23 protein-coding genes are annotated in these 23,394 nt (G+C 71.3%); 14 read left to right on the top strand and 9 right to left on the bottom strand.

Translation table 11 applies throughout. From position 1 onward, the window contains the following. The first annotated feature begins 8 nt into the window (after nucleotides 1–8). From ACX25U_RS15620 to ACX25U_RS15575, 10 genes are all read left to right on the top strand, one after another. A complete protein-coding gene (locus ACX25U_RS15620; protein ID WP_454392563.1) occupies nucleotides 9–941 on the top strand; it encodes a Rossmann-like and DUF2520 domain-containing protein in 933 nt (310 codons plus the stop codon). 8 nt (nucleotides 942–949) lie between these two features. Then, nucleotides 950–1,960 (top strand): pantoate--beta-alanine ligase, encoded by a 1,011-nt coding sequence (gene panC, locus ACX25U_RS15615; RefSeq protein ID WP_454394297.1) that lies wholly within the window; start codon nucleotides 950–952, stop codon nucleotides 1,958–1,960. Beyond that, nucleotides 1,957–3,741 carry an L-aspartate oxidase gene (locus tag ACX25U_RS15610; RefSeq protein WP_454392561.1) on the top strand — a complete coding sequence of 595 codons (1,785 nt, stop codon included), beginning with the start codon at nucleotides 1,957–1,959 and terminating at the stop codon, nucleotides 3,739–3,741. Before panC ends, ACX25U_RS15610 begins: the two co-directional genes overlap by 4 nt. Nucleotides 3,742–3,746: 5 nt before the next feature. Beyond that, nucleotides 3,747–4,724, top strand: coding sequence for a carboxylating nicotinate-nucleotide diphosphorylase (gene nadC, locus ACX25U_RS15605; RefSeq protein ID WP_454392560.1), 978 nt, complete (start codon nucleotides 3,747–3,749; stop codon nucleotides 4,722–4,724). Between the two features lie 5 nt (nucleotides 4,725–4,729). Continuing rightward, nucleotides 4,730–5,527, top strand: coding sequence for a type III pantothenate kinase (locus tag ACX25U_RS15600; protein ID WP_454392558.1), 798 nt, complete (start codon nucleotides 4,730–4,732; stop codon nucleotides 5,525–5,527). 77 nt (nucleotides 5,528–5,604) lie between these two features. Next, nucleotides 5,605–6,576: a hypothetical protein gene (locus tag ACX25U_RS15595; RefSeq protein WP_454392557.1), complete on the top strand. Its 972-nt coding sequence runs from the start codon at nucleotides 5,605–5,607 to the stop codon at nucleotides 6,574–6,576. A gap of 42 nt (nucleotides 6,577–6,618) precedes the next feature. Then, nucleotides 6,619–6,807 carry a hypothetical protein gene (locus tag ACX25U_RS15590; RefSeq protein ID WP_454392555.1) on the top strand — a complete coding sequence of 63 codons (189 nt, stop codon included), beginning with the start codon at nucleotides 6,619–6,621 and terminating at the stop codon, nucleotides 6,805–6,807. A gap of 125 nt (nucleotides 6,808–6,932) precedes the next feature. Further along, nucleotides 6,933–7,433, top strand: coding sequence for a BlaI/MecI/CopY family transcriptional regulator (locus ACX25U_RS15585; RefSeq protein WP_454392553.1), 501 nt, complete (start codon nucleotides 6,933–6,935; stop codon nucleotides 7,431–7,433). 9 nt (nucleotides 7,434–7,442) lie between these two features. Further along, nucleotides 7,443–7,976: an amino-acid N-acetyltransferase gene (locus tag ACX25U_RS15580; RefSeq protein WP_454392551.1), complete on the top strand. Its 534-nt coding sequence runs from the start codon at nucleotides 7,443–7,445 to the stop codon at nucleotides 7,974–7,976. 217 nt (nucleotides 7,977–8,193) lie between these two features. Next, nucleotides 8,194–8,529, top strand: a complete 336-nt coding sequence (locus tag ACX25U_RS15575) for a histone-like nucleoid-structuring protein Lsr2 (protein ID WP_454392549.1) — start codon at nucleotides 8,194–8,196, stop codon at nucleotides 8,527–8,529. A gap of 8 nt (nucleotides 8,530–8,537) precedes the next feature. Here ACX25U_RS15575 and ACX25U_RS15570 read toward each other — a convergent pair whose 3' ends face one another. After that, nucleotides 8,538–9,167, bottom strand: a complete 630-nt coding sequence (locus ACX25U_RS15570) for an SCO3374 family protein (RefSeq protein ID WP_454392547.1) — start codon at nucleotides 9,165–9,167, stop codon at nucleotides 8,538–8,540. A 441-nt stretch (nucleotides 9,168–9,608) separates the two neighbouring features. Between ACX25U_RS15570 and ACX25U_RS15565 the strand changes: the two genes are divergently transcribed. After that, nucleotides 9,609–12,134, top strand: coding sequence for an ATP-dependent Clp protease ATP-binding subunit (locus ACX25U_RS15565; protein ID WP_454392545.1), 2,526 nt, complete (start codon nucleotides 9,609–9,611; stop codon nucleotides 12,132–12,134). An 89-nt stretch (nucleotides 12,135–12,223) separates the two neighbouring features. Here ACX25U_RS15565 and ACX25U_RS15560 read toward each other — a convergent pair whose 3' ends face one another. Continuing rightward, a complete protein-coding gene (locus tag ACX25U_RS15560; RefSeq protein ID WP_454392543.1) occupies nucleotides 12,224–12,910 on the bottom strand; it encodes an HAD family acid phosphatase in 687 nt (228 codons plus the stop codon). Between the two features lie 449 nt (nucleotides 12,911–13,359). On the opposite strand from ACX25U_RS15560, the gene ACX25U_RS15555 reads away from it, so the two are divergent. Beyond that, complete coding sequence (locus ACX25U_RS15555) at nucleotides 13,360–13,932, top strand: M23 family metallopeptidase (RefSeq protein WP_454392541.1); 573 nt, start codon at nucleotides 13,360–13,362, stop codon at nucleotides 13,930–13,932. Nucleotides 13,933–14,003: 71 nt separating this feature from the next. Here ACX25U_RS15555 and ACX25U_RS15550 read toward each other — a convergent pair whose 3' ends face one another. Beyond that, nucleotides 14,004–14,600, bottom strand: coding sequence for a TetR/AcrR family transcriptional regulator (locus tag ACX25U_RS15550; RefSeq protein WP_454392539.1), 597 nt, complete (start codon nucleotides 14,598–14,600; stop codon nucleotides 14,004–14,006). A gap of 150 nt (nucleotides 14,601–14,750) precedes the next feature. On the opposite strand from ACX25U_RS15550, the gene ACX25U_RS15545 reads away from it, so the two are divergent. Further along, nucleotides 14,751–16,343: an MDR family MFS transporter gene (locus ACX25U_RS15545; protein ID WP_454392537.1), complete on the top strand. Its 1,593-nt coding sequence runs from the start codon at nucleotides 14,751–14,753 to the stop codon at nucleotides 16,341–16,343. Between the two features lie 32 nt (nucleotides 16,344–16,375). Here the strand turns inward: ACX25U_RS15545 and cseC are convergent, their stop codons facing one another. The 5 genes from cseC to ACX25U_RS15520 form a co-directional block, all read right to left on the bottom strand. Next, on the bottom strand, nucleotides 16,376–17,725 hold the full coding sequence (gene cseC / locus ACX25U_RS15540) for a two-component system sensor histidine kinase CseC (RefSeq protein ID WP_454392535.1): 1,350 nt from the start codon (nucleotides 17,723–17,725) through the stop codon (nucleotides 16,376–16,378). 11 nt (nucleotides 17,726–17,736) lie between these two features. Continuing rightward, nucleotides 17,737–18,438, bottom strand: coding sequence for a two-component system response regulator CseB (gene cseB / locus ACX25U_RS15535; protein WP_454392533.1), 702 nt, complete (start codon nucleotides 18,436–18,438; stop codon nucleotides 17,737–17,739). Nucleotides 18,439–18,647: 209 nt separating this feature from the next. Next, nucleotides 18,648–19,313, bottom strand: a complete 666-nt coding sequence (locus ACX25U_RS15530) for a hypothetical protein (RefSeq protein WP_454392531.1) — start codon at nucleotides 19,311–19,313, stop codon at nucleotides 18,648–18,650. Then, a complete protein-coding gene (locus ACX25U_RS15525) occupies nucleotides 19,301–19,840 on the bottom strand; it encodes a SigE family RNA polymerase sigma factor (protein ID WP_454392529.1) in 540 nt (179 codons plus the stop codon). Before ACX25U_RS15525 ends, ACX25U_RS15530 begins: the two co-directional genes overlap by 13 nt. 327 nt (nucleotides 19,841–20,167) lie before the next feature. After that, nucleotides 20,168–21,154 carry an A/G-specific adenine glycosylase gene (locus ACX25U_RS15520; protein WP_454392528.1) on the bottom strand — a complete coding sequence of 329 codons (987 nt, stop codon included), beginning with the start codon at nucleotides 21,152–21,154 and terminating at the stop codon, nucleotides 20,168–20,170. 203 nt (nucleotides 21,155–21,357) lie between these two features. On the opposite strand from ACX25U_RS15520, the gene ACX25U_RS15515 reads away from it, so the two are divergent. Beyond that, entirely contained in the window at nucleotides 21,358–22,173 is an 816-nt protein-coding gene (locus ACX25U_RS15515; protein WP_454392526.1) for a hypothetical protein, read from the top strand. A gap of 32 nt (nucleotides 22,174–22,205) precedes the next feature. Here the strand turns inward: ACX25U_RS15515 and disA are convergent, their stop codons facing one another. Next, nucleotides 22,206–23,330, bottom strand: a complete 1,125-nt coding sequence (gene disA / locus ACX25U_RS15510) for a DNA integrity scanning diadenylate cyclase DisA (RefSeq protein ID WP_454392524.1) — start codon at nucleotides 23,328–23,330, stop codon at nucleotides 22,206–22,208. Nucleotides 23,331–23,394: the final 64 nt, after the last annotated feature.

Below are 23,394 nucleotides of genomic sequence, written 5' to 3'. Positions count from 1 at the left end.
GCCGTCGCGTGAGTACAAGCCAACAGCCAGACCCCAGGGACCGTCCCGCACGGCTCACCGTCGGCGTCGTCGGCGCCGGCCGGGTGGGACCCGCGCTCGCCGCGTCCCTCCAGCTCGCCGGGCACCGTCCGGTGGCTGCCTCCGGAGTCTCCGACGCCTCCAGGCGGCGCGCCGAACTCATGCTCCCCGAGGTGCCCCTGGTGCCGCCCGCCGAGGTGCTGCGACTGGCCGACCTGGTGCTGCTGACCGTCCCCGACGACACCCTGCCCGGGCTGGTCGCGGGCCTGGCCGAGACCGGCGCGGTGCGGCCCGGACAACTGCTCGTGCACACCTCCGGGCGGTACGGCGCGAAAGTGCTCGACCCCGCCCTGCGCGCGGGCGCGCTGCCGCTGGCCCTGCACCCGGCGATGACCTTCACCGGTACGCCCGTCGACGTGCAGCGGCTGGCCGGGTGCTCCTTCGGCGTCACCGCCCCCGAGGAACTGCGGCTGGCCGCCGAGGCCCTGGTCATCGAGATGGGCGGCGAGCCGGAGTGGATCGCCGAGGAGCTGCGTCCGCTGTACCACGCGGCGCTCGCCCTGGGCGCCAACCACCTGGTGACGCTGGTCGCCCAGTCCATGGAGCTGCTGCGCGAGGCCGGTGTCGAGGCCCCCGACCGGATGCTCGGTCCACTGCTCGGCGCCGCCCTGGACAACGCCCTGCGCTCGGGCGACGCGGCCCTGACCGGCCCCGTCGCGCGCGGGGACGCCGGCACGGTCGCCGCCCACGTCGCCGAACTGCGCCGGCACGCCCCGCAGACCGTCGCCGGCTATCTGGCGATGGCCCGCGCCACCGCCGACCGCGCGCTCGCCCACGGCCTGCTCAAGCCCGAGCTCGCCGAGGATCTGCTGGGGGTCCTCGCCGGCGGTGCCGACCTGCCCGAGAACGGGGAAGACCGATGAGCCGTCGCATGTTCGAACTCGCCCCCACGGCGGACGATCTGGAGTACGTGCGCGATCACTTCGCGGGCCCGGGACGTACCGCCGTCGTCATGACCATGGGCGCCCTGCACGAGGGCCACGCCACCCTGATCCGCGCGGCCCGCGCCCACGTCGGCGACCAGGGCTTCGTGATCGTCACCGTCTTCGTCAACCCGCTGCAGTTCGGCGCGGGCGAGGACCTCGACCGCTACCCGCGCACCCTGGACGCCGACCTGAAGGTCGCCGAGCAGGCGGGCGCCGACGTCGTGTTCGCGCCGTCCGTGGAGGAGGTCTACCCGGGCGGCGAACCCCAGGTCCGGATCACCGCCGGCCCCATGGGCGAGCGTCTGGAGGGCGCCTCGCGCCCCGGGCACTTCGACGGCATGCTCACCGTGGTCGCCAAGCTGCTGCACCTGACCCGTCCCGACATGGCCCTGTACGGCCAGAAGGACGCCCAGCAGCTCGCCCTGATCCGCCGCATGGTGCGGGACCTGAACTTCGGTGTGGAGATCGTCGCAGTGCCGACCGCGCGCGAGGACGACGGCCTGGCCCTGTCCAGCCGCAACCGCTACCTCTCCCCGCGGGAGCGGCGCACCGCCCTGGCCCTCTCCCAGGCCCTGTTCGCGGGCCGCGACCGGCACGCCGCCCAGGAGGCGCTGCGCGCGCGGGCCCGCGAAGTGCCCTCCACACGTGCGCGTGCCGAGGCCCTCAGCGCGCTCGGGGAGTCCCGCGCGGCCGCCGACGCCGCCGCCGTCGCCAAGGCGTCCCCCGGCGCGGCCGCCGCCGTCCGCGCGGCCGCCCGGCTGGTCCTGGACGAGGCCGCGCGCCTCGACCCGCCGCTCGAACTCGACTACCTGGCCCTCGTCGACCCCTCCGACTTCACCGAGATCGAGGACGACTTCACCGGCGAGGCCGTCCTCGCCGTCGCCGCCCGGGTCGGGACGACCCGGCTGATCGACAACCTTCCCCTCACCTTCGGAACCCTCGGAGCCGCCTCGTGACCAGCACAGGCATACGACTGCACGCGCCCGCGCCCGGGTGGTCCATCGCCGCGGACGTCGTGGTCGTCGGTTCCGGGGTGGCCGGCCTGACCGCCGCGCTGCGCTGCGAGGCCGCCGGCCTGACGACGGTCGTCGTCACCAAGGCCCGCCTGGACGACGGCTCCACCCGCTGGGCCCAGGGCGGCATCGCGGCGGCCCTCGGCGAGGGCGACACCCCCGAGCAGCACCTGGACGACACCCTGGTGGCCGGCGCGGGCCTGTGCGACGAGGAGGCCGTACGGCTCCTCGTCACCGAGGGCCCCGACGCCGTACGGCGGCTGATCTCGACCGGCGCGCACTTCGACACCGACGACGAGGGCGGCATCCAGCTCACCCGCGAAGGCGGCCACCACCGCCGCCGCATCGCCCACGCGGGCGGCGACGCGACGGGCGCGGAGATCTCCCGGGCACTCGTCGAGGCGGTACGCGCGGTCGGGAGGGGCGAGCGCGAAGCGCTCTCGACCAAGGGTGGTGGGCGACGGGCGGGAGTGCGCACCATCGAGAACGCGCTCGTCCTGGACCTGCTCACGGACGCCGACGGCCGCACCGCGGGCGTGACCCTGCACGTCATGGGCGAGGGCCAGCACGACGGCGTGGGCGCCGTGCACGCGCCCGCCGTGGTCCTGGCCACCGGCGGCATGGGCCAGGTTTTCTCCGCGACCACCAACCCGTCCGTGTCCACGGGCGACGGCGTGGCGCTCGCCCTGCGCGCGGGAGCGGAGGTCTCCGACCTGGAGTTCTTGCAGTTCCACCCGACCGTGCTGTTCCTCGGCGCCGACGCCGAGGGCCAGCAGCCGCTGGTCTCCGAGGCGGTGCGCGGCGAGGGCGCCCACCTGGTCGACGGCGACGGCGTGCGCTTCATGGTGGGGCAGCACGAACTGGCCGAACTCGCGCCCCGGGACGTCGTCGCCAAGGGCATCATGCGGCGGATGCGGGAGCAGGACGCCGAGCACATGTTCCTCGACGCCCGGCACTTCGGCGCGGACATGTGGGAGCACCGTTTCCCGACGATCCTGGCCGCCTGCCGCGCCCACGGCATCGACCCGGTCACCGAGCCCGTCCCGATCGCCCCGGCGGCCCACTACGCCTCCGGGGGCGTGCGCACGGACTCCCACGGCCGGACGACCGTGCCCGGTCTGTACGCGTGCGGCGAGGTGGCCTGCACCGGCGTGCACGGCGCCAACCGGCTCGCCTCCAACTCCCTGCTGGAGGGGCTGGTGTACGCCGAGCGCATCGCCGCGGACATCGCGCGGGAGAGGGCGGACAACGGCCTCCACGCGCGCGTGCCGCAGCCCGTCCCGTATACCGAGACGCCGGCGCACTCCCTGCTCGCCCCCGAGGCCCGGTTCGCGATCCAGCGGATCATGACCGAGGGCGCGGGCGTCCTGCGCTCCGCGGGGTCCCTGGCCACGGCCGCCGACCGGCTCGAGCGGCTGCACGCCGAGGCCCGCGACGCCCTGGAGGAGAACGGCAAGACCGCCGAACCCGGCGTGGACACCTGGGAGGCCACCAACCTCCTGTGCGTGGCCCGCGTCCTGGTCGCCGCCGCCCGGCTGCGCGAGGAGACCCGTGGCTGCCACTGGCGCGAGGACCACGCCGAGCGTGACGACTCCCACTGGCGCCGCCACATCGTCGTACGGCTGAACCCGGACCGTACGACGGCCGTGCACACCACGGACACCGCAGACTTCCCCCCGACCCGCCCCGAGGCCCCCGCGGCCCCGCGTCCCCAGGAGCAGTGACACAAGTGAGCACCGAAGACCTTCCCCTCGCCTCGAACGGCGGCTGCGGCGACGGCTGTGCCTGCGGCGCGGAGGCCGACGAGGAGTACCTGGAGTGCGGGCTCGACCCCGCGCTCGCCCAGCTCCTGGCCGACGCCGGACTCGACCCGGTCGAGGTCGAGGACATCGCGAACGTCGCCATCCAGGAGGACCTCGACCACGGTGTGGACGTGACGACGGTCGCGACCATCCCCGAGGAGGCCGTGGCCACCGGTGACTTCACCGCGCGCGAGGCAGGCGTGGTGGCCGGTCTGCGCGTGGCCGAGGCCGTGTTGTCGGTCGTCTGCACGGACGAGTTCGAGGTCGAGCGGCACGTCGACGACGGCGACCGCGTCGAGGCCGGGCAGAAGCTGCTGTCGGTCACCACGCGCACGCGTGACCTGCTGACCGCCGAGCGCAGCGCGCTGAACCTGCTGTGCCGCCTGTCCGGCATCGCGACCGCCACGCGCGCGTGGGCGGACGCCCTGGAGGGCACCGGGGCCAAGGTGCGCGACACCCGCAAGACCACGCCCGGCCTGCGCTCGCTGGAGAAGTTCGCCGTCCGCTGCGGCGGCGGCGTGAACCACCGGATGTCGCTGTCGGACGCGGCCCTGGTGAAGGACAACCACGTGGTGGCCGCCGGCGGCGTCGGGCAGGCCTTCAAGGCCGTACGGGAGGCGTTCCCCGAGGTGCCGATCGAGGTCGAGGTGGACACCCTGCACCAGCTGCGCGAGGTCGTGGACGCCGGCGCCGACCTGATCCTGCTGGACAACTTCACGCCCGGCGAGTGCGAGGAGGCCGTGGCGATCGTCGACGGCCGGGCGCTGCTGGAGGCGTCGGGCCGGCTCACCCTGGACAACGCTCGTGCCTATGCCGAGACCGGCGTCGACTTCCTGGCCGTGGGGGCGCTGACCCACTCCTCGCCGATCCTGGACATCGGCCTGGACCTGCGCGAGGCGGAGTAGCGGCCATGCTCCTGACGATCGACGTCGGCAACACGCACACGGTCCTGGGCCTGTTCGACGGGGAGGACATCGTCGAGCACTGGCGCATCTCCACGGACGCGCGCCGCACGGCCGACGAGATGGCGGTGCTGCTGAACGGCCTCATGGGCATGCACCCGCTGCTGGGCGACGAGCTGGGCGACGGCATCGACGGCATCGCGATCTGCGCGACCGTGCCGTCGGTGCTGCACGAACTGCGGGAGGTGACGCGGCGCCACTACGGCGACGTGCCCGCGGTGCTCGTCGAACCGGGTGTGAAGACGGGCGTGCCGATCCTGTTCGACAACCCCAAGGAGGTCGGCGCCGACCGGATCATCAACGCGGTGGCGGCGAACGAGCTGTACGGCGGACCGGCGATCGTCGTCGACTTCGGTACGGCGACGACGTTCGACGCGATCAGCGCGCGCGGGGAGTACGTCGGCGGGGTCATCGCGCCCGGCATCGAGATCTCCGTGGAGGCGCTGGGCGTCAGGGCGGCGCAGCTGCGGAAGATCGAGGTGGCCCGGCCGCGCAGTGTGATCGGCAAGAACACGGTCGAGGCGATGCAGGCCGGGATCATCTACGGGTTCGCCGGGCAGGTCGACGGGGTGGCGCGCCGGATGGCCCGGGAGCTGGCCGACGATCCGGACGACGTGACGGTGATCGCGACGGGCGGGCTGGCGCCGATGGTGCTGGGCGAGTCCTCGGTGATCGACGAGCACGAGCCGTGGCTGACGCTGATCGGGCTGCGGCTGGTGTACGAACGGAACGCGTCGCGCCTCTGAGAGGGCGTCTGGTCCAGGAACGGTTCCGAGCGCGCGCCGTATGTCGAATTTGTCCGACTGGCGCGTATGGTCAGGCCATGCCCACGCCATACGGAACCCGTGGCGGCATGGCGTTCGGCGTGGAGGAGCTGCGTGTGCTCCGCCGCGCTCTCGCCCTCGCCGTTCATCCCCGTCCCGTCGGCGCCGAGGACGTGCAGGACTGTCTCCGCCTCGCCGAGTCGCTCGACGAGGCGATGCGCGAGGGTGCTCGGCTGCGCGCGTTCCTGCTGGCCGACCTCGCCCGCTACCGCGCCGCCCTCCCCGGCACAGCGGCCGCCTACCTGACCCTCCTCGAGGAGTGCCTGCACGCCGGCCACCGTCCCACCCCCGACGACGTAGCCGCTCTCCAGGCCCTGCGCGGCAACCCGACCGCCGCTTCCCTCCTCCCCAAAGCCCGCGCAACGGTCCCCACAGCCCGCACCGCCCCGACCGGACAAGCCGCTCGCACGGCGACGGCCGGCCCGGCAGCGGGCGCCACTCGCCCGGCGCCCGCCACGCCGCCGACGCCTTCCGCCCCGTCGGCTGCTTCCGCGATGCCGGCCAGGCCTGGGGTACCGGCCTGTTCCGCTGCGCAGGCCGCTCACCCGCAGCCCGACGCGGCCACCGGCCCGGCGGCCGGGCAGGCCGCTCGCCCGGTGGCGGCCGGTCCGGCGGTGGGGGCCGCCCACCCGGTGCCCGCCGGGGCGGCTGCTTCCACGGTGGCGGGCAGGTCCGCCGCGCGGACCGTTCCTGTCGCGTCCGCCGCGCCCACGGGGCCGGTCGGGCAGCCGGTGCCCGTTGCCGGCGCCTGTGGCCCCGGTCCTGCCGCCGCTCAGGGGCTTGTGGGGGCGGGTGGCGGGGAGGAGCCGGGCAAGGAGCCGACGGCGGAGCCCGGGGAGCGGCCCGCTCCCGCTCGGCCGGGGACGCCGGAGCCCGGGCGGCGGCCTGTGCCCACGCCGGGGGAGGTGTTTCCGCGGCGGAAGCCGGGGGCGCCGGCCGGGAAGCCGCGACAGCGCCTCGCGGCGGTGTAGCCCTTCGGGGCACTCCGCCGTCGCCCTGGCTACCCTGGACCCATGGACTACGTCTCCGCACTCGTTCCGTCGGTCGTGATGGCCGCGTTCTTCATCGCTGTGGTCAGGGTGATCGTGAAGACCCAGGGCGGGGCCGCGAAGGCCAAGGAGGACGCGGCCGTGGACGCCGCCATCGCGCGGGCGCAGAGCGGCCCCCAGACCTCCGGGACCACGGCCTCCACCGACGCCTGAAGGATGCCTGACGCGGCGTACGGCCCCCGCCTTCACGGGCCGTACGCTCCTTTTTGCCCGCGTTTGGCGGCGAAAGTGCACGTTCCGCACGCCATTGCCGGGATCTCCCACTAGGGTGTCGAGTTGTGCCTCGGCCCTTGGGAGAACTCGAAGACGCGGTCATGACGCGGGTGTGGAAGTGGAACCGCCCGGTGACCGTCCGAGAAGTCCTGGAAGACCTTCAGCGGGAACGCTCCATCGCGTACACCACCGTGATGACCGTTTTGGACAATCTCCATCAGAAGGGCTGGGTGCGCCGCGAGGCGGAGGGCCGGGCCTATCGATATGAGGCCGTCTCCACCCGGGCCGCCTACGCCGCCGCACTGATGAACGAAGCCTGGTCCCGCAGCGACAACGCGGCCGCCGCTCTCGTCGCCTTCTTCGACATGATGAGCGACGAACAGCGGCAGGCCCTGCGAGATGCCGTACGCATGGTGGAAGGCGGCACCGAAGTCCCCGCCCCCGGCCCCGAAGAACAGCGCGCCGAAGACGTCTCCGAAGTCATGGGGGAAGTCCCGGATACCGCCGAAGCCGCGGATACCGGTGACGAGAACCCCGACTCGGCGCCGGGCGGCCGCGGGCGATAGCGTCCGCTCATGTCCGCAGAGCGTCCAGAAGAGACCGCGAAAGCCATCACCGTCCGGCGCGCCCGGACCAGCGATGTCCCGGCCGTGCGCCGACTGCTCGACGCGTACGTTCGCGACGGCATCCTGCTCGACAAAGCGACGGTGACCCTTTACGAGCACATCCAGGAGTTCTGGGTCGCCGAACGCGACGACAACGCGGAGGTCGTCGGCTGCGGCGCACTGCACGTGATGTGGGAAGACCTGGCGGAAGTGCGCACTCTCGCGGTGAAGCCGGGCCTGAAGGGCGCCGGTGTCGGACACCGGTTGCTGGAGAAGTTGCTTCAGACCGCACGCCGGCTCGGCGTTCGCCGCGTATTCTGCCTGACCTTCGAAGTGGACTTCTTCACCAAGCACGGCTTCGTGGAGATCGGCGAGACCCCGGTGGACACCGATGTCTACGCGGAGCTGCTGCGTTCCTATGACGAGGGTGTCGCGGAGTTCCTCGGTCTCGAACGAGTGAAACCGAACACCCTGGGCAACAGCCGGATGCTTCTGCATCTGTGATCCACATTCCGCCCGGACGACCGGGCCTGCGTTCCCTATGTCCGAAACGCGCATGTTTCCGGACAGGATGAGCGGCCGGCCTCTCCCAGGGGTTTGTGTTTTTCCCGCAAAAGCGGTTTGCTTTCGGACGTACTGCTGTACTGCATATAACAGGGGACGGCGAAACGGCGGACACCGACCACCCCCGGCCCTCACGTTATCGATGAAAGGAAATCCGGTGGCACAGAAGGTTCAGGTCCTTCTTGTCGATGACCTCGACGGCAGCGAGGCGGACGAGACCGTGACGTTCGCGCTGGACGGCAAGACGTACGAGATCGATCTCACCACCGCCAATGCGGACAAGCTCCGTGGTCTTCTCGAGCCGTACGTCAAGAGCGGTCGGCGTGGCGGAGGCCGTGCTTCGGGTGGGCGCGGAAAGGCGCGTGCCGCTTCTGCCGGCAGCCAGGACACCGCGCAGATCCGCGCCTGGGCGAAGGCGAACGGCTACGAGGTCAACGACCGCGGCCGGGTCCCCGCGACCATCCGCGAGGCCTACGAGAAGGCGAACGGCTGACCCTGGGCCTACGCCAGGCCCCGGGGGCACGCGGACGGCTGGGCGCACACGCGCCGCAGCCGGATCCGGTGGCAGTGCGTCGCCAGCGTGTCCACCAGTCGTACGAGATCGGGGGCGCCCCGGCCGCCCCCCACGGCCGACAGCGTCGGCAGCGAGGCCTCGACCTCGCACCCAGACCCGGGGGGCCGCAGCCACACGGCGGCCCCCTGCGAACTGGAGCGGCCCAGCGGAAGCCGCCGGGCTCCGAGCGGCCCGGCGCCCGGGGGCGGCGGCGCCTCCATCCGCGCACCCGCGCCCAGGGCCACCAGGTCCAGCTCCAGCACCGACGGGCCCCACTCCAGCCACCGCAGCAGTCCGGGCAGCTCCTCCGCGCTGCCCGCCGCCACCAGCAGCCGCATCCGGTCCCCGCTCACGGCCACCGGAGAGCCCGGCCCCAGATGGCGCAGCGCGGCGCGTCCGGCCTCGACGGGCACGTCCAGGACGTCGAAGCGGAGGCCCACGACAAGTCGTACCGGCTCTCCGGGCACCGTCGCCCATCCCAGATCGTTCTCGTACCAGTGCCGCGCCCCGTCACCGGGGCCGATCGGCCGACGGGGAGAGGGAAGCGGAAGAGGAATCGTGGAGAGGCTGCCGACCATGCCGGGTGCAACCGCCGGAAACGCACAAGAGTCGCGGTGAGTAACGCAATGTGCGCTCGGAGTGGTGAATCGGGCAGCGCGCGGGGACGGGAAGGGGCGCAAGGTTGTTCGCCCATAGCTGAGGGAAGCGGCGCGCGCGGCATGGAGTGTCAGTCCGTGCGGGTAAGACATGCCTAGTGGGAGGGGTCGATGCGCAGGCGGCACCCGGGCAGCGGAGTCTCACGTTCGCCGTCGGCGTACTGGCGACTGGGGTAACTGCTTGGCCTGCGGGAACATCGTCTCGCACCATCGGGTTGGAGCAGATGTCGGCAGTCGAGGTCAGGAGGCCAGGGACGGTGTCGGCAGTTGGAATGAGCGGTCCCCGCTTGCGGGACTAAGCTGCGGAAGGACAGGGAGGGGAAGTTCCCCCCACTGCCTGACCGCTCTGAGGAGCGATTAACGATGTTCGAGAGGTTCACCGACCGCGCGCGGCGGGTTGTCGTCCTGGCTCAGGAAGAGGCCCGGATGCTCAACCACAACTACATCGGCACTGAGCACATCCTCCTGGGCCTGATCCACGAGGGTGAGGGTGTCGCCGCCAAGGCCCTTGAGAGCCTCGGGATTTCGCTCGAGGCGGTCCGCCAGCAGGTGGAGGAGATCATCGGCCAGGGCCAGCAGGCGCCGTCGGGTCACATTCCCTTCACCCCCCGTGCCAAGAAGGTCCTGGAGCTGTCGCTCCGCGAGGCCCTTCAGCTGGGCCACAACTACATCGGCACGGAGCACATCCTGCTCGGCCTGATCCGTGAGGGCGAGGGCGTCGCCGCCCAGGTCCTGGTCAAGCTGGGCGCTGATCTCAACCGGGTGCGGCAGCAGGTCATCCAGCTGCTCTCCGGTTACCAGGGCAAGGAGACCGCCACCGCCGGCGGTCCTGCCGAGGGCACGCCCTCGACGTCCCTGGTCCTCGACCAGTTCGGCCGGAACCTCACCCAGGCCGCTCGTGAGTCCAAGCTCGACCCGGTCATCGGGCGCGAGAAGGAGATCGAGCGGGTCATGCAGGTGCTCTCCCGCCGTACCAAGAACAACCCGGTGCTGATCGGTGAGCCCGGCGTCGGCAAGACCGCCGTCGTCGAGGGCCTCGCCCAGGCCATCGTCAAGGGCGAGGTGCCCGAGACCCTCAAGGACAAGCACCTCTACACCCTGGACCTCGGTGCCCTGGTCGCCGGCTCCCGCTACCGCGGTGACTTCGAGGAGCGCCTGAAGAAGGTGCTCAAGGAGATCCGCACCCGCGGCGACATCATCCTGTTCATCGACGAGCTGCACACGCTGGTCGGCGCGGGTGCCGCCGAGGGCGCCATCGACGCGGCGAGCATCCTCAAGCCGATGCTGGCCCGCGGCGAGCTGCAGACCATCGGTGCGACCACCCTGGACGAGTACCGCAAGCACCTGGAGAAGGACGCGGCCCTGGAGCGCCGCTTCCAGCCCATCCAGGTCGCCGAGCCGTCCCTGCCGCACACGATCGAGATCCTCAAGGGTCTGCGGGACCGGTACGAGGCGCACCACCGCGTCTCCATCACGGACGAGGCGCTGGTCCAGGCCGCCACCCTGGCCGACCGGTACATCTCGGACCGCTTCCTGCCGGACAAGGCGATCGACCTGATCGACGAGGCCGGCTCCCGGATGCGTATCCGCCGGATGACCGCGCCGCCGGACCTGCGTGAGTTCGACGAGAAGATCGCCGCCGTCCGCCGGGACAAGGAGTCCGCGATCGACTCGCAGGACTTCGAGAAGGCCGCCTCCCTGCGTGACAAGGAGAAGCAGCTCCTGGCCGCCAAGGCCAAGCGGGAGAAGGAGTGGAAGGCCGGCGACATGGACGTCGTCGCCGAGGTCGACGGCGAGCTGATCGCCGAGGTCCTCGCCACGGCCACCGGCATCCCGGTCTTCAAGCTGACCGAGGAGGAGTCCAGCCGCCTGCTCCGCATGGAGGAGGAGCTGCACAAGCGGGTCATCGGCCAGAACGACGCCGTCAGGGCGCTGTCCCGGGCGATCCGGCGTACGCGTGCGGGTCTGAAGGACCCCAAGCGTCCCGGCGGTTCGTTCATCTTCGCCGGCCCGTCCGGTGTCGGTAAGACCGAGCTGTCCAAGGCGCTGGCGGAGTTCCTCTTCGGTGACGAGGACGCGCTGATCTCCCTCGACATGTCGGAGTTCAGCGAGAAGCACACGGTCTCCCGTCTCTTCGGTTCGCCCCCCGGCTACGTGGGCTACGAGGAGGGCGGTCAGCTGACGGAGAAGGTGCGCCGCAAGCCGTTCTCGGTCGTCCTGTTCGACGAGGTCGAGAAGGCCCACCCGGACATCTTCAACTCGCTGCTGCAGATCCTGGAGGACGGTCGCCTGACCGACTCCCAGGGTCGGGTCGTGGACTTCAAGAACACGGTCATCATCATGACGACCAACCTCGGCACCCGGGACATCTCCAAGGGCTTCAACCTGGGCTTCGCCGCCTCGGGCGACACGAAGACCAACTACGAGCGCATGAAGAACAAGGTGTCGGACGAGCTCAAGCAGCACTTCCGCCCCGAGTTCCTCAACCGCGTCGACGACGTGGTCGTCTTCCCGCAGCTGACCCAGGACGACATCCTGCGGATCGTCGACCTGATGATCGGCAAGGTGGACGAGCGCCTGAAGGACCGGGACATGGGCATCGAGCTCTCCCAGTCCTCCAAGGAGCTGCTGGCCAAGAAGGGCTACGACCCCGTCCTGGGCGCCCGGCCGCTGCGCCGGACGATCCAGCGCGAGATCGAGGACTCGCTCTCGGAGAAGATCCTCTTCGGCGAGCTGCGCCCCGGTCACATCGTGGTCGTGGACACCGAGGGCGAGGGCGAGAACAAGACCTTCACCTTCCGGGGTGAGGAGAAGTCGGCGCTGCCGGACGTCCCGCCGATCGAGCAGGCGGCCGGCGGAGCCGGGCCGAACCTGAGCAAGGACGCGTAAGCCGCCGCGCTCGGCCTGAACCGAAGGGGGCTGCCCCGGGACCTGGAGTCCCGGGGCAGCCCCCTTTCCGGTGTGTTCCGCCAGGCAGGTCAGGACAGCTGTCCGTCGTAGTCCGGCAGCTTGAAGGTCTTCTCGGCGTGCCCGCCGGACAGGTCGGTCGCGCTGTTGCCGATGTTCGCGATGATCGTGTAACCCCTGGACTCGATGGCGGCGCGCTGGGCGGTCTTGTAGTCGGCGACGTTCTTGAACAGGTCGAACAGGCCGCGGACGTGGAGGCCGTCGACGCGGTAGCCCTCGTGCGTGAGGTTGAACCGCGTCGGCTCCTTGAGGATGCCCGGGCGGGCGGTGACGAAGAACAGCGAGACACCGTGCTCCTGGGCGTACTGGGCGGCCTTCAGCACGGGCTTGTTGGCCGGCTGGGGGTAGCTGAAGCCGAAGTCGGTCTCCAGGGTCGTGTTGTCGATGTCGAACACGATGGCCTGCTTCTCGCCCGGCCCGCCGTCCGCGATCCGCTGCCGCAGATAGGGCAGGGCCTCGTCCATCACGGCCTGGCAGTCCTGCTGCCAGGTGCCGTAGTCGACCTTCCCGGACGCGGCCGCGGTGGCTGTGACACCGACCGTGGCCGTGACACCGGCCGTGGCCGTGGCCGTGGCGCTCGTGGCGGAGGCCGGGGTGTCCGTCGCGGCCTGGGCGCCGACGGGGACGGCGAGCGCCGTGGCGGCGACCGTGGCGAGGGCGGTCAGGCGGGCGCGGTGCGTCCAGGTGCCTGTGGTCATGGGGGGTCCTCTCGCATCCGTGACACTGGGGTTGTTGTGGACATGATGCTCGTGTGCTGGGGTGACGAGAGGGGAACTGGAAAATTACTGATGGGTAACTCTACTGAGACGGGGGCCACATGAGGTCGGTCACACGAAAAGGAGGTCCAACCCCGCTCTCTGGTGACATGCTGCACAGGCGGTTTGTCCGGTACTAGGGCACTTAGTGCAGGACAGGGGCGGAAAAATCGGATGATTCGGGCGGCGAAATGGTCCGTCATGGGGTCTCTACAGGGCATTTGTCCCAAATAGGCCAGTCGTCAAGAGACGTACGCCACTGCCCCTTATTACTACTTTCCGTCGTAGTGGTGGTGTTTGAGCGCCGATGACCGGCGGGGTTACCAAGGGATGGCCGCCCGGCGAGGCAAGTGTCCGGGTGGTTGCCACGTCCCCCACCCCCCGAGGTTTCGATGTTCCAGCGCGCCACGTCCCGTTCCGCCCGTGCGACCAAGCTCCGTACTCGTGCCGCCGTCCTGGCCGCCGGTCTGGGTGTCTCGGTCGCCCTGGGCGCGGGTGCGGGAGTAGCGTCCGCCGCCGAGGCCGCGGCGGCCCCCACCGCCATCGCCGCCAAGTCGGCCGCCGGCTGGGTCACCCCGGTGAAGAACTACAAGCTCACCGCCGGCTTCAACCAGAACGGTGCCCGCTGGGCGCACAAGCACAGCGGTCAGGACTTCGCCGTGCCGGTCGGCACCCCGGTCGTCGCCGCGAGCGGTGGCACCGTCGTCAAGGCCGGCCCCAACGGCGCCGGTGACGGCCCCGCCTACGGCAACGCCATCGTCGTCAAGCACGGCAACGGGAAGTACTCCCAGTACGCCCACCTGTCCCAGGTCGGCGTGAAGGTCGGTCAGGTCGTCGCTGCCGGCCAGCAGATAGCCCTGTCCGGCAACACCGGCAACTCCACCGGCCCGCACCTGCACTTCGAGATCCGTACGACCCCGAACTACGGCTCCGCGCTCAACCCGATGGCCTTCCTGCGGGCCTGAGGTTCCGCCTGACCGGCTGAACCGCCGCACCGCGCCGCCGCCCGCTGACATCAGCGGGCGGCGGACCTGTGTCAGGACCCGTGCGCACTCCGGTGCGCCTGGGTCACCAGATCGATGGCGACCTCGAGGACGGCCTTGCGCCGTTCCTCGGGGTCGCCTTCGAGGTCCTGCATGACGAACATCCCGGCGTGCAGCGTGAAGATGGCGCTGACGCAGCGGACCTGGTCGGTCAGGCTCGCGTCCGGGTCGATGATGATGTCCCTGAGACCGCGCATCCGGTCCTTGAAGGCGTCCCCGATGCGCAGTTCCCGCACCGTCGCCTGGTTCTCCTGCATGAAGCGGAACAACGGCGCGGCCCCGGCGAGCGCCTGGTCGTAACGACGGACGATCTCCTGCTTGGTCTCCAGCGTGTGCGGCTGCCGCCGACCCCACTCGATCAGCTCCTCCATCGGCCGTGTGAGGTTCTCGAAGAGGCTGACGAGGATCTCTTCCTTCGTCCTGAAGTGGTAGTACAGGGCCGCCTTGGTGACGTCCAGGCGCTCGGCTATCTCGCGCAGGGAGGTCTTCTCGTAGCCCTGTTCGGCGAAGAGCTCCAGCGCCACGTCCAGGATGCGCCGACGGGTGTTTCCGCGGCGCTGCTGCTTGGTGCCGTCCATGGTGACGCCCATCCTCGTACTCCTCGCGCTCACTGAGAACCTACCTGCCGACCGGCCGCCGAAACTTACTTGACGACCGGCTAGTAGCGGCTCTACTTTTCCGGAGTGTAGTCAACTTGCCGGGCGGCAAGTAAGTAGCAATCAGCTGGGGGAGTAGGACGGATGACGGACAGCGCGACAGCCGGGCCGGACACCGGTGAGACCGGCAAACAACCCAGGAGTGTGCGGGTCGTCCTGCTCGCGCTCATGATCGCGATGATGCTCGCGATGCTGGACAACATGATCGTGGGTACCGCGATGCCGACGATCGTCGGTGAGCTCGGGGGACTCCAGCACCTTTCGTGGGTGGTCACCGCCTACACCCTCGCGACCGCCGCGGCCACCCCGCTGTGGGGCAAGCTCGGCGACATGTACGGGCGCAAGGGCGTCTTCCTGACCTCGATCGTGGTCTTCCTGATCGGTTCGGCGCTGAGCGGCATGGCGCAGAACATGGGAGAACTGATCGGCTTCCGCGCCGTCCAGGGCCTGGGCGCCGGCGGTCTGATGGTCGGCGTGATGGCCATCATCGGCGACCTGATCCCGCCCCGCGAGCGCGGCAAGTACCAGGGCATGATGGCCGGTGTCATGGCGCTGGCGATGATCGGCGGCCCCCTGGTCGGCGGCACGATCACGGACAACTGGGGCTGGCGCTGGGCCTTCTACATCAACCTGCCGCTCGGCGCGGTGGCACTCGTCGCGATCAGCGCCGTACTGCACCTGCCGAAGAAGCGGGCGCAGGCGCGGATCGACTACCTGGGTGCCGTGCTGCTGACCGTCGGCATCTGCGCCGTCGTGCTCGTCACCACCTGGGGCGGCACGGAGTACGCCTGGACCTCCGTGCGGATCATGGTGCTCACCGCGATCGGCGTCGCCACGCTCGTCGGGTTCGTGTTCTGGCAGGCCGAGGCGGCCGAGCCGATCGTGCCGCTGCACATCTTCCGCAGCCGCAACTTCAGCCTGATGTCGCTGATCGGCTTCATCACCGGCTTCGTGATGTTCGGCGCGGTGCTCTTCCTGCCGCTCTACCAGCAGTCGGTGCAGGGCGCCTCCGCGACCAACTCCGGGCTGCTGCTCCTGCCGATGCTCGGCGCGATGATGGTCGTGTCGCTGATCGCCGGCCGGGTCACCACCAGCAGCGGCCGGTACAAGATCTTCCCGATCCTCGGCGGCGCTCTGATGATCGCCGGGCTGTACCTGCTGTCCCTGATGGACACCGGCACCACCCGTCTCACCTCCGGCCTGTACATGGCCGTCCTCGGTGCCGGCATGGGCTGTCTGATGCAGATCACCATGCTGGTCGCGCAGAACAGCGTGGAGATGAAGGACATGGGCGTGGCCTCCTCGTCCACCACCCTGTTCCGTACGCTCGGTTCCTCCTTCGGCGTCGCGATCATGGGCGCGCTGTTCAACAACCGCGTCCAGCAGGAGATGACCGAGCGGGGCGGCGCCCTGGGCTCGAAGATCACCGAGAAGTCCGCCCAGCTGGACGCGGCGAGCCTGGCCACGCTGCCGGACCCGGTCCGCGACGCCTACCAGCACGCGGTGTCCGCCGGTACGCACTCGGCGTTCCTGCTGGGCGCCGTGGTGTCGGTCATCGCGCTCGTCGCCGCGGTGTTCGTCAAGGAGGTCCCGCTGAAGGGAGCGGGACCGGCCGAGCGGGACCGGGACGGCGGGGCCGAGGCGCGGGCACGGGCGGGCGTGGCGGAGGCCGTCTGACCGCCCGGCCGGCGCCGCGGCCCCGCAAGCACCTACTGCCCCTGAAGCAGGGGATGGCTGCCCGTGTTCGTCGGCGCGTGCTCCGGCAGCCACAGCACGGCGACCGCGCCCTCGGCCGGAATGTGCTCCGGGGCGCCCGCCGGGCGGATGTTGCGGAAGGTCAGCCGGGCGCCGAGGACGCGGGCCTGGCCGGCGGCGATGGTCAGACCGAGGCCGTGGCCGTGCCCGGCGCGATCCCTGCTGCCGGTGCGGAAGCGGCTCGGGCCCTCGGCGAGCAGGTCCTCGGGGAAGCCCGGGCCGTGGTCGCGCACCCGGATGACCCGGCCCTCCACGGTCACCTCGATCGGCGGCTTGCCGTGCCGGGCGGCGTTGGCGAGCAGGTTGAACAGCACCCGCTCCAGGCGCCGCGGGTCGGTCGTGACCTCCGACTCGTGCACCACGCGCACCTCGGCGTCCGGGTCCTTGGCCGCCACCCGCCGGGCGACGAATTCGCCCAGCAGGATGTCCTGCAGCTCGGCCCGCTCGGAGGCGCCGTCGAGCCGGGCCACCTCCAGGACGTCCTCGACCAGCGTGCGCATGGCCTTCGCCCGGTCCAGGACCAGCTCCGTCGGCCGGCCGGGCGGCAGCAGCTCGGCCGCCGTCAGCAGCCCGGTCACCGGAGTGCGCAGCTCGTGCGCGATGTCCGCCGTGACCCGGCGCTCCGCCTCCAGCCGCTGCTGCAGCGCGTCCGCCATCGCGTCCACCGCGCGCGCGAGGTCGTCGGTCTCGTCCCGTACGACACCGCCGATGGCGTCCCGGACCCGTACGTCCGTCTCGCCCTTGGCGACCTGGTTGGCCGCGGTCGCCGCCTTGCGCAGCCGGCGCGAGAGCTGGCCCCCTATCAGCACGCCCAGCGCGCTGCCGCCGAGGACGACCGCGATGGAGCCGATGACCAGCGCCTGGTCGAGGTCGTTGAGGATGTTCGTGCTGCGGTCGGTGAAGTGTGTGTGCAGGGACAGCACATGGCCGTCCTTGACCGGCACGGCCGCCCAGATGTCGGCCAGTTTGCCCGTGTGGTCGCCCACATACGTCGCCCGCCGGCCCTGGTCGGCCTTCTCCCGCAGGGCGGGTGGCAGTTCCGGATCGTCGATCTTGATACCGGGGAAGTTCGGCCGCCCCGACAGCTCGTAGTTCCGCTGGGCGATCTGGACCCGCTCGACGGCCAGGTCGCGCGCGTTGTCGAGCATCGACACCCGCGCGGCGTTGTGCACGACCAGGCTCAGCGCGATCGCCACCAGCGCGCCGACCAGCGCGATGGCCGCGCTGAGCTTCCACCTCAGCCCCGTACGGATCTCCGCGTGCTCCAGGCGCCCCGGGAGCAGGCGCCGTGTGATCCCCCGCATGGCCGCTCCGCTCAGGCCTTCAGCTTGTAGCCGAAGCCGCGGACCGTCTCGATGCGGTCCTGGCCGATCTTCGTACGCAGCCGCTGCACATGGACGTCGACCACGCGCGTGTCGCCGCCCCAGCCGTAGTCCCACACCCGTTCGAGGAGCTTGTCGCGGGACAGGACCGTGCCCGGCGCGGAGGAGAACTCGAGGAGCAGTCGCATTTCAGTAGGCGTGAGCGCCACCGGCCGGCCGGTCCGGCGCACCTCCATCCCCTCGGTGTCGACCTCCAGGTCGCCGAAGGTCAGCACCCCGCCGTCCACCGCGGAGGAGCCCTCCCCGGGCCGGGCGCCGCCGGCGTGCCCGAAGCGGCGCAGCACCGCGCGGATCCGGGCGACCAGGACGGCCCCGTCGAACGGCTTGGTCACATAGTCGTCGGCGCCCGCCTCCAGGCCCAGAACCACGTCGATCGAGTCGGCGCGCGCGGACAACATGATCACCGGCACCGTCGACTCGTCGCGGATACGGCGGCACAGGCTGACGCCGTCGAGGCCGGGGACCATGACGTCCAGCAGCGCGATGTCGGGCCGCCGGGCCCGGAACGCCTCCAGGCCCGACAGCCCGTCGGGCATGGCCGTGACCGCGAAGCCGTCCCGCTCCAGAGCGAGCTGTGTGGCCTCACGGATGACGTCGTCGTCCTCGACGAACAGGACGTGGGTCTGCTCTGCCATCCCGGTGCTCTCAGTCCTCGTGTGCTTCTCGTCGTGCGTTGCGGTGGGGGTGCGCTCACCGAGTGGACGCGTCCGCCGCCGGATGCGTTCACTCATGACCGGTTCACTGTCCGATCGGATCGGCGGGCCCGACCGGTTCACGCCGCCGGAATTGTCTCGCGTCCGCCGCTGCCCTCCCGCACGCGCCCCGGCCGGGCGGACCCCGTACGTCAGTCCTCGGGGGCCGCCGTGTCGTCCCCGACGGCCTTGCTGTACTCGTTGCGCGTGCTGAACTCCTTGGTGAACCGGCCCGCGGAGGACCAGCGGTAGGTGATCACGTCCTCGCCGGACGGGCTCGAGACCGGGTCGCCCTTCGCGTACACCTGCTTGGTCACCACGAGGTCGCCGCGGTCGATCTCGGCGTAGACCGGGGGCTCCTCGGCCTTGAAGACGTTCTCGTACCCGCTGCCCTGCTCGCGGTACACGTAGGCGCCCACGCCCACCGGGTCCCCGCAGGTCAGTACGTTGACGACGATGTCGTCGACGGAGTTCCCGGTCAGATCGCCGTACGACACGTCGACGGGGTACTCGTCGGCCACGCACGGTTTCAGGGTCCGCTTGACCGCGGCCGAGACCTGCGGGTCCTGCTTGAGGAGCCGGACCGCGTCCACCCGCTCGGCCCGGACGGTGGGGCTGAGGGAGGGCGTGGCGGCGGGACTCGCCACCGAGCCGGCATGGGCCGGACCCTCGTCACGCGCCCCGGTTCCCCCGGTGCCGCAGGCGGACGCCAGGAGGGCAAGGGAGGCGAGCACGACCACCGCCGTACTCACCGCCTGGACGGTGTCCTGGGCCAGGACGGGCCCAGGGCCGATGTCCCTGCCGGTCAGGCCGCGCAACGCTCCCGCTCCTCACGCTCCAGCGCGCGTGCGTCCAGATCGCGGGCCTCCAGCTCCTCGCGGAGCCGGGCGAGCGCCCGGTGCAGCGTGCTCTTGACCGTACCCGCGGACATGCCGAGGGCGGCGGCCGTCTCCTCCGTGGACATCTGCTCCCAGTGTCGCAGCACGACGACACTGCGCTGCTTGGGAGCGAGAACTTTCATGACGTCCATCAGGAGCGCGCGGTCGGCGTGCTGCTGGGTGGAGTCCTCGACCGAGGCGTCGGGGAGCTGCTCGGTGGGGACCTCCTCCAGCTTCCGGGCCCGCCACCACTCGGTACGCGTGTTGATCATCACACGGCGCAGGTAGGCGTCCGCGAGCCGCTTGTCGGCGATGCCCTCCCAGCGGCCGTACGTCCGCACGAGCGCCGTCTGGAGCAGGTCCTGGGCGTCGACCGGGTCCGGCACCAGCCGGCGCGCACTGCGCAGCAGCGCGTCCTGACGGGTGCGCACGTACTCCTCGAACTCGAGCACCTCTCCCTGCGCCATGTTCAACCGCCTCCGATCCCCGTTTTCCGGCCCGCCTGCTGCCGGTCCTCATGCCTGTGAGCGGACGGGCTGTGGTCGGCAGCCGTCCGGTGCCTGTCGGGCACGCGATTGAAGGTACGGAGGTGTTGTCACGGCGCTGTCCGAAGCAGCCTGCGGTCAGCACTCGGCTGTGCGTCGGTTGTGTAACGGAAGCGGGAACGGGGTAAGACCGGGCTCCTATTTGCCCATTTCTACGGTGATTTGGGAGGTTGGATGGCGCGCGGAAGTGTGACACGCACGCCCGCGGCGCCCCCAGGAGCGGTCACCCGCCTGTGAGGTGACCGAGTGTCAGGTCAGCGGCAGCCGGTACAGCCCGCCCGGCAGCGGCTCCACCAGGCCGTCCGCGACGAGCCCGTCCAGCGCCCGGGCCCGCTGGACCGGCTCGTGCCAGACCCGGTCGAGCACCGTCTGCGGCACCGGCGCGTGCGCCTCGCGCAGCACGGCGAGCAGCTTGCCGCGGACCTGCCGGTCGGTGCCGGCGTACGTCTGTCCCCGGCGCGGCGGCCCCTCGTGCGCGGGCTTGCCCGCCTGCCGCCAGGCGCAGTGCGCGGCGATCGGACAGCGCGCGCACGACTCGTTCTTCGCCGTGCACACCAGCGCACCGAGCTCCATGGAGGCGGCGGCCCAACGGGCCGCGGTCCGTTCGTCCTCGGGCAGCAGGGCACGGGCCAGGCGGCGTTCGGCGGCGGTGGTGGCGTTCGGCGGGTACTGCACGCCGGTGACCGCGCGGGCCAGCACCCGGCGGACGTTGGTGTCCAGGACGGCGTGCCGCTGGCCGTAGGCGAAGGACGCCACCGCCGCGGCCGTGTACTCGCCGATGCCCGGCAGGGCGAGCAGCTGCGCGTGCTCGGTGGGTACGTCGCCGCCGTGCCGTTCCGTTATGGCGACCGCGGCGCCGTGCAGGCGCAGGGCGCGGCGCGGGTAGCCGAGCCGGCCCCAGGCGCGGACGGCCTCGCCGGGCGCCTCCTTGGCGAGGTCGGCGGGGCGGGGCCAGCGCTCGAGCCACTGCTCGTAGACCGGCAGCACACGGCTGACCGGCGTCTGCTGCAGCATGAACTCGCTGACCATCACGCCCCAGGCGCCGGCGTCGGGGCGCCGCCAGGGCAGGTCGCGGGCGTTGGCGTCGAACCAGGTGATGACCTGGGTGTGCAGGGTCCGGCCGAGGGGCGTGCCGGAGGACTCGGGACCGGCGGGCGTGCCGGTGCCCGGCCGGGCGTCGGCGGCGGGGGCCGGGGTGTCGGAGCTGCTGTGCGGGGGCAGTGTGGGCGCAGTCATGGCGCTTCCGATCCTGCCACGTGGGGGTGGGCGGCCGTGTGACCCGCGCGGGCCGGTGTCGTCACCGAACGTGTCAAAATGACTACGCCACTCACAAGGGAGTTCACCGACAAGGGCGTTGCCGGAATGATGATCCGGAAAAGTTGTGGTCACGGCGGCGGGTGGCGCAGGGGAAAGCGGCGATCTCTCGTACAGTTTGGGCCGTGGGATCTCTGCGCAATCCGATCGGTCCGCTTCCCGCCTCCATCTACTGGCGACGGAGGGTCCTACTGCTGTCCGCGGTCGCCCTGTTGGCGCTGCTGATCGTCTGGATCTTCACCCTGGGCGGTGGAGGCCGCAAGGACAACGGCGGCGGGTCGAACGGCAAGCACCCCGCACCCTCGACCATCACGCCGGGGCCCTCCGGCTCCGGTCCCGCGATCAGCGAACGCCCGGGCGGCCGTGACGAGTCCGGCGGCGGGGACTCCAGCGGATCGGACTCCGGGTCCGGCGACACCGGCGGCTCCGACGGCGCGAGCGGGGGCGGCACCGGGTCCGGTGGGTCGGCCGGCGGCGAGGACGGCGGCGCCAAGGGCGGCGGCGGTACGGGTCCCGCGCTGCCGGCCGGCAGCATGCTGCCCAACTGCACCCCTGGCGCGGTGAAGTTGACGCTGCGCAGCGTGCACAACTCCTACGCCCCCGGCCAGACGCCCACGTTCGAACTGATCGCCAGGAACTCCTCCGGCGGCGACTGCAAGCTCGACCTCGGACCGAAGGCCGCGGTGGTGACGGTCAGCCAGTTCGACAGCAGTGCCGCCTACTGGTCCTCGGCCGACTGCCCGAAGACGGCCGGGAGCCGGCTGTACCGGGTGCCGACGGGCAGCGGCATCACGTACACCGTCGAGTGGGACCGCAAGCCGAGCGCCGCGCAGTGCGCGACGCCTCCGGCCGGGTCGGCCCGGGCGGGCACCTACCTGGTGGAGGCGAAGGTGCCGGGCTACGGCAAGCTGCGGACGTCGTTCGTGCTGTCGGCGGACTGAGGCGGCGGCGCCCGTCGGACACGGCGCCGGGCTCAGACGTACCGCTCCAGGATCGACGACTCCGCCAGCCGGGACAGGCCCTCGCGGACGCTGCGCGCCCGCGCCTCGCCCACGCCGTCCACCGTCTGCAGGTCGTCGACGCTCGCGGCGAGCAGCTTCTGCAGTCCGCCGAAGTGCTCGACCAGGCGGTCGATGATGGCGCCGGGCAGCCGGGGCACCTTGGCCAGCAGGCGGAAGCCGCGCGGGGAGACCGCCGAGTCGAGGGCCTCCGGGGAGCCGGTGTAACCCAGGGCGCGGGCGACCGTGGGGAGTTCGAGCAGCTCGGCCTGGTGGAGCTTGTCGAGCTCGGACAGCGCCTCCTCGACCGTGCGGGAGCGCTTGGCGGTGGGCTCGGGGACGTAGTCCCGCACCACCAGTTCGCGCTCGGGCTCCACGCCCGCGATCAACTCGTCCAGCTGGAGGGCGAGAAGGCGGCCGTCGGTGCCCAACTCCACCACGTACTCGGCGATTTCGGTGGCGATTCGGCGCACCATCTCCAGGCGCTGCGCGACCGCAGAGACGTCCCGGACCGTCACCAGGTCCTCGATCTCCAGCGCGGACAGCGTGCCGGCCACCTCGTCCAGACGGAGCTTGTAGCGCTCCAGGGTCGCCAGGGCCTGGTTGGCGCGGGACAGGATCGCCGCGGAGTCCTCCAGGACGCGGCGCTGGCCGTCGACGTAGAGGGCGATGAGCCGCATGGACTGCGAGACGGAGACCACGGGGAAGCCGACCTGCTTGCTCACCCGGTCCGCCGTACGGTGCCGGGTGCCCGTCTCCTCGGTGGGGATCGTGGGGTCCGGCACCAGCTGCACGCCCGCCCGCAGGATCTTCGACAGGTCCGAGGAGATCACGATGCCGCCGTCCAGCTTGCACAGCTCCCGCAGCCGCGTCGCCGTGAACTCGACGTCCAGGACGAAGCCGCCCGTGCACATCGATTCGACGGTCTTGTCGGAGCCGAGCACGATGAGCCCGCCGGTGTTGCCGCGGAGCACCCGCTCGAGGCCGTCCCGCAGCGCCGTGCCGGGCGCCACGGCGCTCAGGGAGGCGCGCATCAGGCCATCGGCGCCGGAACTCCCGCCGGACTTTCCGGGAGCTGCTGCCCGGTCGTTGGCTGCCACTGCACTCCTCCGGTCGCAGGTACTTCAGGCGCTCCCGTATCGCACCTCGGTTCGTACGGACGGG

This window comes from Streptomyces sp. JNUCC 63, assembly GCF_054366325.1.
Note: the sequence above shows the minus strand (reverse complement) of the source record. Positions and strands in the feature narration are given on the sequence as shown.